Origin of the sequence: Nostoc sp. (assembly GCF_036917755.1) — a bacterium.
Lineage (GTDB): Bacteria > Cyanobacteriota > Cyanobacteriia > Cyanobacteriales > Nostocaceae > Nostoc.
In genome coordinates this window covers 81230-94789 of record NZ_JBALFC010000050.1, presented here as the reverse complement: position 1 = coordinate 94789, position 13560 = coordinate 81230, and the positions used below count along the sequence as shown (strand labels likewise).

The following is a 13560-nucleotide window of genomic DNA, read 5'->3' as shown; positions in this document are numbered from 1 at the left end:
ATATGAAAGCTATTGAAGTCATGGCAAATGTGGATAAACAAGGTCAACTTTCTCTAGATGTACCATTGACTGTAGACCAGCAGACCCGCGTCAGAGTTATTGTATTGCTCCCAGAAAACGCTGACGAAGAAAATAACCAACAGGAGGATAAGGAAATACCTGAATCTGCGATCGAAAGTTTTCGTCACGGTTGGGATGATGCCATAACAGTAAACACTTTACCTGTGTCTCAACTGTGGGAAGGAATGGATGTAGAATGACCAATTAACAATTCAAAATTCAAAATTCAAAATTAAAGACATTTTCAGACTCTTATTTAAACCCCGATTGAAACTGATCGGAGGCGGAGTAGCTTCGACTCCGCGCTACCTGTATTGTTGGGGTCTTAAACCCTTTTATTTACGATCATATCAGTCTTCAAAACTCAACGATAAAACTATCCCGCAGATGAAAGTCAGCCTCCGCGCCTCGATGAGTTAACGCCCAGTAAGTCACCTCAGTATTTCTGTGTTTAATAACTGTAGTAATACCAACTTCAATCGCTTGTTCTGCCGAGACGATTTTATCCAAATCGACATCTAACACAAGTGCTAAAGCGTCGGCTTGATTTTGAACATTAAACGGAAGTATTGTAAAAGCTGTTTCCTCTTGCATTCCTTGACGGTATGCATCAAAGCGATAGACATTCCAATGTCCGGCGGGGGAAAGGTTGAATTCCCAATACCGTTGAGAATCTTTGATGCTAAGAAAGAACTCAAAGCATGTGTCTTTCCACAATTCGGGCTTTCGCAATTGGGCATTTGATGGTGGGTCTATGGCAATTTCTTTTAAGTCGCCTCCAAGGGTGTAGCGGATGGCAAGCTGATTAGAATTTCGGTCGATATTGCCTGCAATTTTCAAATTAGGCAAGGATTTTGTCGAAGGAAAAGGTTGCAGGGAAAAAGTCTGGTCGTTCATTTCATGTCTTTGATAATCTTACGAATCTGCGTTTCTTGAGATTCGATACTTTCGGTCAGCTTAAACTGGACGATCGCTCTTGCCAAATTATGTTCTGGGTGCTTAACTTTGAAGTAGACATTCTCTGCTAAATAATCAGCAAAAAATCTCAGCCCTAGTTCAAAGGTGATCAGACGAATTGCATCGTAAATATAAGCATAATCATTGTCGGTCAGAAATACCTTTGCCACTGAGAGATAACCTTTTAGAATTCCCTGACACAGATCAGTATCAAAATAAATACTTTCCCAATTCTCGGTTTCTTCTCCAGCCGGATTGCAACCCGATCGCAGGCAATCACCAATATCGTAATGTACCAGACCGGGTTTAACGGTGTCGAGGTCGATGACACTGACGGCTTGCTGGGTAACAGTGTCAAACATAACATTGTTGATTTTGGGATCGCCGTGCATCAAACGCAGGGGTAGAATGCCTTCAGATTTGGCATTTTCTAGGATATGTGCAAAGATTTGGCGATCGCTAACAAACTGTAAGCAATAATTAACTTCCACAGATTGACGCACACTAGTTTTCGCCAATACTTCCTGATAATATTCGAGGTAAAGCGGTGTAATGTGGAAGCCTTGAAGGGTGTCCGCGAGTTTTTCTGGTGGTAAGTCGCTGATCAGATTGTGGAACATCCCCAAGGCGTAACCGATTTCTTTCGCGTATGAGCGATCGCGCATACTATCGAAAGATTGCGAGCCTCCAATAAAGCTAATCGCCCGCCAAAAGTAGCCGTGTGTATCTCTCCAGTGGTCTTGAGCATCCTTGGTTAATAGTACGCGTGGCACTTCCCAGCGACGATTCAGTGGGGTGCATTGTAACCGTTTCTGAATATGCTCAGTAAAGATACACATATTCTGCATAATCAGTTCGGGCTGACGAAACACCTGCGTGTTGATGCGTTGCAGGACAAAATGTTGTTCTTCAGAGTCATCGAGAGTTACTAAGAATGTGTCATTGATATTACCACTACCAAAGGCTTTAACCTCTGTAACCTTTCCCGATTGGGCGAATTGATCAGCGATCGCAACTAGATTTTCTGCCCCCTGTGTATTAAATTCTTTTGTCATGTTTGTGTTAGACCTGCATTAATCCTGACGTATATTGCACAAAGGCAATAGGGGATATCGTAGCGCAAGTCTCAAGATCATAATCACCTTTCTATAAAGCTTTCAGATGACGATTTCGCACACGTTCAGGACTACCAGTAGGAATCGCAGCAATTAATTTTTGTGTGTATTCCTCTTTGGGTTGCAGGTAAATGCTTTCGGCTGTGCCTTCTTCAACAATTTGACCGCGATTCATCACTAAAATGCGATCGCTCATAAATTTCACCACACTTAAATCATGGGAAATAAAAATATAAGTAAGCTGAAAGTCTGACTGTAATTCTTTGAGAAGATTTAATACCTGCGCCTGTACTGAAACATCCAGCGCTGAAACTGATTCATCGCAGATAATAAATTTAGGATTTAATGCCAAAGAACGGGCTATGCAAATCCGTTGGCGTTGACCGCCAGAAAACTGATGGGGATAGCCGTTAATTGCATCTGCACTCAAGCCCACCCGTTCTAAGAGTTCGACTACTCGCTGGCGTCGTTGTTGCTTGGTCTTACCAACGGAGTGAATTATCAATGGTTCCATCACCGCTTCCCCAACCTTCATCCGTGGGTCAAGGGAACTAAAAGGATTTTGGAAGACTATTTGCATTTCCCGCCGCAGTTTTTGCAACGCTTCTCCTTTGAGGCTAGTAATATCTTGTTTCTCAAAGATAATCTGACCACTCATCGGTTCAATTAATCGCAGCAAGGTTCTGCCAAGGGTGGTTTTACCACAACCAGATTCTCCCACCAAACCGAGTGTTTCTCCTGGTTTAACATCAAAGGAAACGCCATTAACTGCCATATTGTAGCGTTTTGTCCCACCAAACACCCCGCGCACTGGAAAACCAACTTTCAGATTGCGGATTTGCAGCAAGGGTTCCAATTCATTGAAGTTTGCCAATCTTGCAGCAATTTCTTCGGCGGTGATTTCTGTAGGTTGTGCGGGTTCTTTCGCTTGAATTACTACTTGTCCCGTTGCTGTCTCTTCTGCACTCATGTAGTCAGAAACAGTGAGTAATTTTTGAGGACGACGGTCAAGTGAGGGGCGACAGGCGATCAAACCTTTAGTATATGGATGCTGGGGACTGCTGAAAATTTGCTCACAAGCACCAGACTCGACAACTTTACCTCTATACATCACCGCTACTTCGTCAGCAATTTCCGAAATTAGCCCCAAATCGTGGGTGATGAAAATCATTGCCATGTCACGGCTTTGTTGCAATTCTCGAATTAACTCCAAAATTGTCGCTTGCACCGTCACATCCAAAGCTGTAGTTGGTTCATCGGCAATTAAGATTAATGGGTTGCAGGAAATTGCCATTGCAATCATCACCCGTTGCAACTGACCCCCAGAAAGTTCATGAGGGTAGCGTTCCAGCATCGCTTCTTTGTGTTCTTTAACCAACTGTGGCAACTTTGATGGATCTAGTTTCGATGAATCGGTATACTGCTGTTGTATCTCCTGATCGCTAGGTAGAAGTTTTACTTCTTGCAAACCTGCGATCGCAATTTGTTTTGCTTGAGATGCTGACACATTTTGATGTCGCGTAATCGCTTCTGTTAGCTGAAACCCGATGTTATAAACTGGATTAAGCGAACTCATCGGCTCTTGAAAAATCATGGCGATGTCGCCACCCCGGTGTAACTGCATTTGCTCAGGAGGCAATTTTACCAAATCGATGGCGTTGGCATTCTCCTGCGGACGAAACCAGATTTCACCGCCAGTCACTAGACCGGGAGTTTGCAACAAACCCATCACAGCTAAGGCTGTCACTGATTTACCACTCCCCGATTCTCCTACTATTCCTAGAGTTTCACCTCGATGCAGCGCAAAAGAAATACCATCCAAAGCTCTGTTAATGTTGCCATCACTGGGAAATTCAACTTGGAGATTGCGAACCTCTAGGACAGTTTCTCTCATAGGAGTTGGGTATGAATATTAACTTAAAATTATTTGGATTTTAACAATAGTTTTGATGTATGTGTGGGTAAATTTGGTTTTTACACTCCTTGGCAGTTTTTCTGACATCGCATACTTCCACAATATACACGCATTTGCGATGTATTACTGAAAGATTTAATTGATGATTTTAAACAAGGCAAAGGCAGAGTAGTTTTTACTTCCTCTGAAGGTGAGCAAAAATCTTGGATAAAAAATGAATCAAGCAGCATCTATACTTATCACTTTCTCGAAGCCTTGCAAGGTGCTGGCAATCAGCCCGGTGATACAGAAGTTCGAGTTTCTAATTTAATGAATTATCTGGGTAAAACTGTGCCTGAAAGTGCGCGTAAGTTATACAAAGCAGAACAAATCCCGCATTTTGATATGGATGCAGGAGATTTTGTAATTGCCAAACTTCGAGGTGGTAAAGGTTTACCTGATAAAGGATGGGATGAGGTTAAGCCCCAAGCTACACAAAAGATTAATAAAATTGCCGAGACGATAAACCAGTATGGAAAGTTTATCACGAATATTAATGAAGCTAGTGATATCCATATTGGCGATATTTACAATAAATAACTGCTGCAAAACAATATAGGGATAACTGATGGCTACCCCAAATGAATTGAAGGATATTTTTGAAAAGATTGCAGAGGTACTGCTATCTGATTAGACTAGTAATAATACATAGAAGACTCAAGCTATAATCACAACCTGGAGGTACTTTTGAACGCAGCCAGCAAAGTAGATAAAATTCTTAATGCGTGGTTCGATTACATTGCATTGGATGATTACAGTAATGCCAGAATTGCAGCCAACAGCGATAAAGTCAAAGTCAAACAGCGTGGTATAAAGCTAGTACGCGACCATGTATTAATTGAGGTAGGCACTTTTTCAGAACTACAAAAGAAAGTTAACCAAAGGCAAAAATTTCAACAAGAAACAGCGTGGGTTTTATCTTTTCCACAAGTTTTAGATGTAGAAAACGGAAAATCTTATCTTTGTCCTCTGTTTAGCTTGGATGTTACATCCATCCTCAAGGGAGAGTATCAAGAGCAAGGATGGAACTTAGATAGCTTGACACTCATAGAAGCCGGAGACAACTTAGCTACATTCCTTGGACTGGATGATGAACAATGCGAACAATTCATTACTAAAGATGGGCTAAGACGGTTTCTTGAAACAACTTTTGAGCCAACACCATTTGATAGTTATCAAAATTGGATGGAGCGCGTTGTTATACCTCGTCGCTCTCGTGACCAAATTCAACGTCAGCCGTACTTGTTTGAGTTTACAGGAACAATATATTCTAGGAATATCAAGGAAGATTTAAAAGAAATCAAGTCAGATTCAAAAAATTGGTTAATGCCAAGACATCCAGCTTATGAATATTTGTTTGGTGTGCCTAACTCTGCAAAAGACGAAGTTATTTACATAGGAGCTTTCCCAATCCATGCACCGACTAATTCACAATCAACAGCACTAAAACATGCTCAAAGCGAACCTATAACAGCTGTACAAGGGCCTCCTGGTTCGGGGAAAACGACTCTTATTCTTCATGTTATTGCTCAACAAGTAGTCAACCGCGCACTCAGCTTAATTGAAACTGGTAAGAACATCAATAACCTGACAGTAGTGAGTAGCTGGAATAACAAAGCAGTTGATAATGTTATTGAAAAGCTAGATAAATTTTTCAAAAATGAACTATTTTATCTAAAAGGAGGAAATAAAGTTAATATTCAATCATCTAGTGGAGCCATTGAACAACTGCGGCAAGCTATTGATTTTTTACAAAAAAATAGCTTTGATGAACAACTATATAATTCATTAAAACAGAGTATTAAAGCAATTAAAGTTGAAATATTAGCAGAAGAGTCTCAATATTTAGAACTACGTCATCAACGAGATTTAGATGAAAAACGACACCAACATCTTTCCGATAAAATTCAAACACTGCAAAAGCATTTAGATGAAATTTTAGCTGCTATAACCCCCTTTCAAAGAGGAGCAAGAACTTTATCAGAGTATAATCAACTACCAATCCAAGCTTATCGGACAATCGAGAAACACTTTAATAAGGCTGAATCACTGCTATCTAAAGGAAGATTAACTTGGTGGGTTCGTCTATGGCGTTGGCTGACTGGTAAAACAGAAGAAGGTATTTTACGTAATGTCAATTCAGTTTGCCAATCAGCAATAGCACAAACATCTGCAACTAGTTTTCCTATAGAACCACCTAGCACTCGTGTTGATTTAATTCAACAAGTGCGATTAGTTAGAGAAAGAATAGATAAGGCAGATGAGTTAAAAAATGTACAAAAAATATTAGAGCAAAAGTATAACGATAGAGACAATACAAAGCGACAAACGGATGATGCATTTAAGGAATTCCAGATATTAGAAGTTAGGTTGACAACTCCGCTAGAAAATTTTTATGCTTTGTTTCATCAAAATTTTCATGACAAGCAGCAAGAGCTATTTAAGTTATCGTGGCAATTTCTTAATCAACAAGCACTATACAATAAAGACAGAGGAAAACAGACTTTAGAACTATATTCAAGTGTTCTCTCAGGATATAGGAAAGATAAAGATAGGATGGCAGAAAACTTAGATGAACATATTAAATATCTGAGTTTAATTTTTCCTGTCATCACTAGTACCTTACCCTCGGTGCGAAATATGCTCCCGTGGATTGAGGAATGTGTTGACCGCACAATTGTAGACGAAGCCGGAATGATTGACCAGCATAAAACTTTTCCGTTATTGGTGCGATCGCGCAAAGCTATTATTGTTGGTGATCCTCTACAAATTGAACCTATTATCACTCTAAGTCAGCAGAGACGCGAGAACTATCGCCAAACAGCGTTTCTTAGCAGAGGATTAACTGAAATTGATTACCATCGTTACAGTCCAGAAGAAGAGTATAGTGCTACTACCTATCATCGCGCCGCCGGAGCAAGTGGAGAAGATAATGATCAGGGCCACGGAATCTTTTTGAAGGAGCATTATCGTTGTCAGCCTAGTATTATTCAATATTGCAACGCTATTACTAACTATGATTTAGAAATAAAAACAGAACTAGTAAATTCTTTATTAGATTCACACTTAATTGCTTACGACGTTGAGGGTAATATCCACAATAATGCAAATGAGGAAGAAGTTACTGCTGTATGTGAGATAATTCAACATTTGCTTAAGCAAGGTTACTCATTAGAAGACATAGGCGTTATTTCACCCTTTAACGTTCATGCTGCTGTATTAAAAGAACGATTAAAAAATAAATTTCCTAAACTAGACTCAAAATCTGTTGGAACAATTCACACTTTTCAAGGTTCTGAGAAGAGAGTAATTATCTTGTCTACAAAGGTATGCCGACCACAAGATAATGTTTACTGGATTAACAAACGACCAAATCTTCTGAATGTGGCTGTATCGAGAGCAAAAGAACTATTTATTTTGGTTGGCAATCTTTACAAACTAGAAAAAGGAAATCTAACGCGTCAGCTAGTTGAACATATTCGGGAGCATGGGGTTGTTTTAGAATACAAATCTGAGGCTGAAATTCCCAAAGCTGAACCTGGAAATATTCTAATCTATGATTGTGAGCATTTACAAATTTTTAGAGAAGCTCTTGAGCAAGTTGAAGAAGAATTGATCATTATCACGCCTTGGATTCGAGGCTCTGAATCAAAACGCTTTGTTAATGATGTTGTTTCAGCATTGGAAAGAGGGGTGAAAGTAACCGTAGTTTATGGAAATAAAGGCAGCGAGCAAAATGATTATAATGATGCTGTTATTGAGGAGAATTTGAGAGATTTATTCTCACGGTATTCAGGTTCACGATTCAGTCGTTTAGGTGAAGGAATACATATAGAAAGTAGGGGAACAAATGCAAGGATTTTAGTTTGTGACACTAAAATTGCTGTTATAGGAAGTTGGAACTGGCTGTCTCATCCTTACAGAAAGCAGTGTAGTAGGTCATCAATGAATATTAAGCCTCAAATTCGCCAAGAGACAAGCATAAAACTTTCTGACATATCATCTATTGAACATGTAAAAGCAAGTATTTCTAGACTAATTACATCATAATAAAAAATTATGTCAAAGTACAAACAATCCGAAAACCAAATCTACTATCAGTAACGCTTGCCATTTCAGAAAAGCGAGATGCAGAACGACAGCAGCTTGGAGAAGAATCCCAAGAACCACCGCGCAAAATTCGATATTCTTCATTGCCATCATTTAACCATGCACTCCCATCTAAGGGTGCGCCTTGATAGTCTTGATGTTCGTAGTCATCACACCACTCCCAAACTAGCCCGTGCATATCGTATAATCCAAAAGCATTAGCTGGAAAATTACCAACCTCTATTGTCTGCTGGTGATAAAAAGTATGAATATTTTCGTTGTGTCCACAATAATTTCCTAAATTAATCGTAATTATTTTGCCAAAATGAAATGGAGTTGATGTTTGGGCACGACAAGCATATTCCCATTCAGCTTCGCTAGGTAAGCGATATTTTCTTCTTGTTTCTCGTGAAAGTCGCTCACAAAATTCATGTGCATCATACCAAGAAACTCTTTCTACAGGTAAGTTATCCCCCTTAAAACAAGATGGTTCCAGTTTAAGACAGCTTTTGACTTTTGGAAGCTTTGCAATAACTCTCCACTGTGCTTGAGTAATAGGATACTTACCCATACAAAAGGGTTTTAAAGTGACTATGTGCTGGGGACGTTCATCTTCAAGTGATTCAGATTCATCTTGAGGTGCGCCCATTTGAAATTTCCCACTACCAATAGAAACCATTTCCAATACTATGCCATCTGCTAGACTCTCTATAAAAGACTCAGCCTGTTTAAAACAACGCTTCGTTTCTATTCCTTGAGTGTCTATAGTTACAACTTCAAACTCGAACTTTGTGATAGCTGGTATTCTTGGAGGAGGAAGCAGTGGTGTTTGTGCATTAGTTATAACTACAAACTTTTCATTTGTAGCTGGAGGAGAAATATTAGATATAAGAGAAATCGGGGAATTTGCCTGTGAAGCTGTTTCAATGCTGATTTTCTGGAGTATTTCTTGTATCTGTCGAAGAATTGCGATCGTTTCTTCATTAATACCTTCGTTGATGATCTTATCGCCAATATGAATATTGTTGCTATCAGGGGTATTAACTATATATTTAGCTGACTGCACCAAATTCTTATTACTACTATTTTCTAGCCAATGTCGCAATAGAGCAATATCCGTTTTATCTTTTTTACCATCTATGATGCGGTCAAGTATCGTGATTAACTCATGAGATGTAGTCATTCAATACCATCAAGTGTTGCAAACATTTATTAAAAATAGTGTAACTTTCTCTATCTCTAACTTACTCGATAGCTAGACTAAGCGATCGCAGACAAAAAAATAGCACATCCTAAAGGATGGCTATTTGTAGAAATTGTCTAATTGTAATGCTTTTTGCTAAGTATGTGAGCAAATTGAATAGACACTAAACAACTTTAGAACGGAATATCATCTGGATCTGGTTCTTCCGCTTTCACTGCTGGATAAGTGGTTCGCTCATAATTTGTGGGTTGGGGTACGGGTTCGTAACTTGTCGCTTGGGGAGTAACGCCAACAGGATTTGTAGCTGGGGTAGGTGCTGGACGTGGTGACTCGTAAGTGGGAACGTCTTTCTGTGGCGGACGAGATGTTGAAGATGGCTGTGGTGGAGACGTTTCAGTAAATGATGGAGTTACGGTTGCTGAGGGCAATGGATCAGTATTAAAACTACCTCCAACAGGTTGAATTTGTTGCACCGTCAATTCAGCGCGTTTTTCTTTAAAACCTTCCATCGGAACAGTATTCATACTTAAACGTCCTACCAAGATGACGCGATCGCCTTGGTGGTAGTTTTGCTGAATTTCTGTGGCTAAATTCCCCCAGCCGACGACTTTCAGGGTGGCTGGTGGATCTTCTGGTTTCTGGGAATTGGGAAACTGCACCAGCATTTCCGTGACTCCCAGATTATCCGCCGTATAGCGGAGTTGTGGCTCGTTAATAATTTCCGCCATCAAAACACAGCTGTTCATTATAATTTCTCCTAACTGCAAAAAGTGCTGATTCAAAAACAGGGGGTTTTTCTATGTAGTGCCAACTAATATCTAGATAGGTTTAATTGTTTGCATTTTTTAATAATGTTTGAATAAATTTCTTACTTTTAGTTATTCTTAGCATAAAAGCCAAGCGATCGCTTTGAACAGCATTAAATATGCTACTCGCCACCTTCGCTTGACTAAATAAGCATTGAATTCTGCCTTGAGTAGTATAATTGTACCATAACTTCGGGAAATAGAAAAAATTCTTGGCAAAAATTAAGTCTTGATGTGAACTGGAAAACACCCAAGGCGATCAACCTTCCTGGAAGGTCGCGCCAGATGGGTAAATTAGACGAACACTAGATGAACCGTCGAATTAACGTTATATTAGCTACTACGTATTGCATGATCAAAAGATGTTTAACGACAGCAATAACTCCGAAGCTAACCAAGCTAGTGTTCTCTACAGACACGGCGACGTTCTAATCAGACGTATTGCTAACTTACCTGTCGGTACTCAAATTTTTATTTTTTCGGCAAAACCTACGCAGTATTGGATCGTACTAAGTAATACTCTTAATTTCACTTCATGCGATCGCATCTATTCATCTGATTTTACTGATAATTTGGACAAAAAGCGCCTAACTTTGTTAGCAACTCCTTGATTAACATTATTTAGGCATTAATTTGAGTAGATTTATGCAAATAAAAAAAGGAGAATATTGCTACTCTCCTAACGTAATATGAGGGAAAATTTTCAGCTTAGTGATTAAAATGAGCTTGACGTTGACGCAATTCACGAGCGCGTTGTTCACGGGCTTGACGCTCACGCAATTCACGAGCGCGTTGTTCACGAGCTTGACGTTCACGCAATTCACGAGCGCGTTGTTCACGGACTTGACGTTCGCGTTGAACTTTACTGTTATTAACAGCTACAGTATTACGATTAAAATGATCATGCTCAGATTTAAATTCAGCAGCATTAGCATTTTGAGAAAGAGCAGCAATTGAAGCAGCTGCTAATAAGCCTCCAAGAAGAATAGATTTTAAGCGGTTCATATATCCTTTAATCTCCGTTGCATTGCTTGATTTCTATATTCTCAATATAATCGGAATAATCACGCATACACCTGTGCCAAAAGTCACCTTTAAATGGTGACTTTTGTCACTAATACTAAGATTTATATTTGATTTTTGAAATCGGATAACGGTCGAAACCTTCCCTGGTATAGGTTATACCCCAGTATGCCTAGTTACACCGTTTTACTTTAATAATGATACAAATACGTTGGTAGGGAACATTGCTTATAGGTGTCAACTTAAGCTGAAAACCAGTCTATAAGGAGCTTTTAGAGATTGTCTCGTTCCCAGTCTCTGACTGGGAATGCCTATTAGAGGCGGAGCCTCAAGACTAGCGGCAGAGCCGCAATTGAAGAGCATTTCCAGCCAGAGGCTGGAAACGAGGTTTGAAAAGGGTTTTGGCTTAAGTTGACATCAATGAGCATTGCTGTGCCCCTACGAGAAATCTATATGTATCAGGGTTTGTGTGAAATGGCATCACACAATGAGAGGATTTTGGATTGAAAAGAGCAATCAAGTCAGGGGCTTGTGTCATTTAATTTCAGATTTTGCGGAAAGTCTGAGCGGAGGCTTCTGACGCGCTAATAGGTAATGTAAACCAGAAGGTTGCGCCTCCATCCAATGCACTATTCACACCAATTTCGCCACCGTGAGCATTGATGATTTGCTTACATAGATACAAGCCTAATCCCAAACCTACGGAATTACCGATACTAGCACCCCGAAAGTAAAGGTCAAAAAGCCGATCGCTTTGTTGTTGACTAATTCCCATGCCGTTGTCACTAACAGTACAATAAATCATGTCATCCTTACGGATAGCGTTGATTGTCAAAACTAATTCTGGGGGATTGTGTTTGAGAGCGTTGACGATTAAGTTAGAAAAAACTCGCCATAGTTGCGTAGGATCAGCATTCACTAATGGCAAATCTGCGGACACCAGATTTATCAGCTTGGCTTGATTTTGTGCTAGTAATGGCTCTAAATCTGCGATCGCAGCTTCAACAACTGCCAGTAATTGTACGGCTTGGCGTTGCAAAATGACACCTTGCACCTCGCTGACATAAGCTTCCATCAAGGAATTAATTAAATTAAGTTGGCGATCGCTACTTTGAATCATCCGCTCTAAAATTGAGCGTGAAATCGAAATATTTTCCTCTGGACGTGAAAGCAAATTTTTCAGCACCATTAAACTACCCAGCACTGGGTTGCGTAAGTCGTGAGAAACTGCATGAAAAAATACTCGTAGTTCTTCTTCAGTTTGTTTGCGCTGGGTAATGTCTTCAATTAAACCTTCGTAGTAAAGCAGTTTAAGATGTTCATCATACACTGCATAGGCTTTTTCCGAAATCCAGACAATACTCCCGTCTCGGCGATAAATTTGGGACTCAAACTCGGAAACGCTGCCATACTTTTCCATCAGACGCACAAATTCTGCCCGACGATTCGGATCAACATACAATTGTTCAATATCAGTGAAATTTGCTGTCACCTCCTCCGCTAAGGAGTAGCCATAAATGCGGGCTAAAGCCGGATTTGCCGTAATGTAACGTCCATCGGGACTGCTTTGAAAAATACCTTCAACGGCGTTTTCAAAAATGCTGCGATATTTAGCTTCTGCAACCTTGAGTTTTTGGTAGGCTGATTCTAGTTCTTGACGGGCGTAAAACTCAGAGCGTTGCAAGCGATCGTACAAATATACACCGATATCACATATAATACAAAACCAAAAAATGTATAAGATAAAGGTTACATTATATATTTCTGCGTGTTCGGGGATTGGTGTTTTTAGCCCAAGTGCCGTATTTACACCAAAATAGTAAATCAGCACACCAACTTGACACAGCAAATGAATAATCCAGCAGATGGGCATCAACACAGCTTGGCTCAAAAACAGCAGCGACCAGCCGATGGTGTCAGGTAGTGCGAAACCTCTGATGGTTGCAAACAACTGCGATGCTAGACTAATTGACCAAGAAGACCCCAAAAATAATAAATCTGGACGATGACGACCTAACTTAGTTTTATGTAAGGCAAAGCAAATAATTATACTCGCAAGCATTGCAACATTGATCGCAAGGCTTTTAGCTCTAAGTACTTCTGGCAGGCTTTCCAACTCCTTTAAGGGGAAAAACAAGCCGTAAATGTCTCGCAAGGTAAAAGACAAAAGACAAATTAGCACCAGCCATAACCATAAGCGCAATCTCTGCCACAAAAAATGGTTACGCCAAGCTTTGTAAAGAGTAGTGGTTTCATCTGTTGTTGGTGCAGAAAAGGTTTTTCTCCACCACCTTTGCACTGTTGTAAATTGAGTAGATATTAGCATCAGAGCAACTTTGCCCATACCGTCGA

General features: G+C 40.0%; 11 protein-coding genes. 4 read left to right on the top strand and 7 right to left on the bottom strand.

The window, feature by feature from the left end; all coding sequences use genetic code 11:
- Nucleotides 1–2: 2 nt before the first annotated feature.
- Nucleotides 3–260: a type II toxin-antitoxin system RelN family antitoxin gene (locus V7L05_RS12515; protein WP_335164470.1), complete on the top strand. Its 258-nt coding sequence runs from the start codon at nt 3–5 to the stop codon at nt 258–260.
- A 157-nt stretch (nt 261–417) separates the two neighbouring features.
- Here the strand turns inward: V7L05_RS12515 and V7L05_RS12510 are convergent, their stop codons facing one another.
- The 3 genes from V7L05_RS12510 to V7L05_RS12500 all read right to left on the bottom strand — a co-directional run bounded on the left by V7L05_RS12510 (nt 418) and on the right by V7L05_RS12500 (nt 4026).
- Nucleotides 418–957, bottom strand: a complete 540-nt coding sequence (locus V7L05_RS12510; RefSeq protein WP_335164469.1) for a DOMON-like domain-containing protein — start codon at nt 955–957, stop codon at nt 418–420.
- Nucleotides 954–2072, bottom strand: coding sequence for a phosphotransferase enzyme family protein (locus V7L05_RS12505; protein ID WP_335164468.1), 1119 nt, complete (start codon nt 2070–2072; stop codon nt 954–956). The genes V7L05_RS12510 and V7L05_RS12505 overlap by 4 nt, the downstream gene beginning before the upstream one ends.
- A gap of 91 nt (nt 2073–2163) precedes the next feature.
- Complete coding sequence (locus V7L05_RS12500; RefSeq protein ID WP_335164467.1) at nt 2164–4026, bottom strand: ABC transporter ATP-binding protein; 1863 nt, start codon at nt 4024–4026, stop codon at nt 2164–2166.
- Between the two features lie 276 nt (nt 4027–4302).
- Here V7L05_RS12500 and V7L05_RS12495 point away from each other — a divergent pair, with 276 nt between their 5' ends.
- Nucleotides 4303–4626 (top strand): hypothetical protein, encoded by a 324-nt coding sequence (locus V7L05_RS12495; RefSeq protein WP_335164466.1) that lies wholly within the window; start codon nt 4303–4305, stop codon nt 4624–4626.
- Between the two features lie 147 nt (nt 4627–4773).
- Nucleotides 4774–8136, top strand: a complete 3363-nt coding sequence (locus tag V7L05_RS12490) for an AAA domain-containing protein (RefSeq protein WP_335164465.1) — start codon at nt 4774–4776, stop codon at nt 8134–8136.
- A gap of 7 nt (nt 8137–8143) precedes the next feature.
- Here the strand turns inward: V7L05_RS12490 and V7L05_RS12485 are convergent, their stop codons facing one another.
- Together V7L05_RS12485 and V7L05_RS12480 are read right to left on the bottom strand one after the other, a co-directional pair.
- Complete coding sequence (locus V7L05_RS12485) at nt 8144–9358, bottom strand: SUMF1/EgtB/PvdO family nonheme iron enzyme (RefSeq protein WP_335164464.1); 1215 nt, start codon at nt 9356–9358, stop codon at nt 8144–8146.
- Between the two features lie 194 nt (nt 9359–9552).
- Complete coding sequence (locus tag V7L05_RS12480; protein ID WP_335164463.1) at nt 9553–10125, bottom strand: single-stranded DNA-binding protein; 573 nt, start codon at nt 10123–10125, stop codon at nt 9553–9555.
- 422 nt (nt 10126–10547) lie between these two features.
- Between V7L05_RS12480 and V7L05_RS12475 the strand changes: the two genes are divergently transcribed.
- A complete protein-coding gene (locus tag V7L05_RS12475; RefSeq protein WP_335164462.1) occupies nt 10548–10796 on the top strand; it encodes a hypothetical protein in 249 nt (82 codons plus the stop codon).
- Nucleotides 10797–10893: 97 nt separating this feature from the next.
- Here the strand turns inward: V7L05_RS12475 and V7L05_RS12470 are convergent, their stop codons facing one another.
- Nucleotides 10894–11190 carry a hypothetical protein gene (locus V7L05_RS12470; RefSeq protein ID WP_335164461.1) on the bottom strand — a complete coding sequence of 99 codons (297 nt, stop codon included), beginning with the start codon at nt 11188–11190 and terminating at the stop codon, nt 10894–10896.
- A gap of 562 nt (nt 11191–11752) precedes the next feature.
- Nucleotides 11753–13534, bottom strand: coding sequence for a PAS domain-containing sensor histidine kinase (locus tag V7L05_RS12465; protein ID WP_335164460.1), 1782 nt, complete (start codon nt 13532–13534; stop codon nt 11753–11755).
- Between the last annotated feature and the right edge of the window lie 26 nt (nt 13535–13560).

What these genes read in the sequence shown, in the direction of transcription:
- V7L05_RS12515 (WP_335164470.1), top strand. Translation starts at nt 3, where the DNA reads ATGAAAGCTATTGAAGTCATGGCAAATGTGGATAAACAAGGTCAACTT.
- V7L05_RS12510 (WP_335164469.1), bottom strand. Translation starts at nt 957, where the DNA reads ATGAACGACCAGACTTTTTCCCTGCAACCTTTTCCTTCGACAAAATCC.
- V7L05_RS12505 (WP_335164468.1), bottom strand. Translation starts at nt 2,072, where the DNA reads ATGACAAAAGAATTTAATACACAGGGGGCAGAAAATCTAGTTGCGATC.
- V7L05_RS12500 (WP_335164467.1), bottom strand. Translation starts at nt 4,026, where the DNA reads ATGAGAGAAACTGTCCTAGAGGTTCGCAATCTCCAAGTTGAATTTCCC.
- V7L05_RS12485 (WP_335164464.1), bottom strand. Translation starts at nt 9,358, where the DNA reads ATGACTACATCTCATGAGTTAATCACGATACTTGACCGCATCATAGAT.
- V7L05_RS12480 (WP_335164463.1), bottom strand. Translation starts at nt 10,125, where the DNA reads ATGAACAGCTGTGTTTTGATGGCGGAAATTATTAACGAGCCACAACTC.
- V7L05_RS12475 (WP_335164462.1), top strand. Translation starts at nt 10,548, where the DNA reads ATGTTTAACGACAGCAATAACTCCGAAGCTAACCAAGCTAGTGTTCTC.
- V7L05_RS12470 (WP_335164461.1), bottom strand. Translation starts at nt 11,190, where the DNA reads ATGAACCGCTTAAAATCTATTCTTCTTGGAGGCTTATTAGCAGCTGCT.
- V7L05_RS12465 (WP_335164460.1), bottom strand. Translation starts at nt 13,534, where the DNA reads ATGCTAATATCTACTCAATTTACAACAGTGCAAAGGTGGTGGAGAAAA.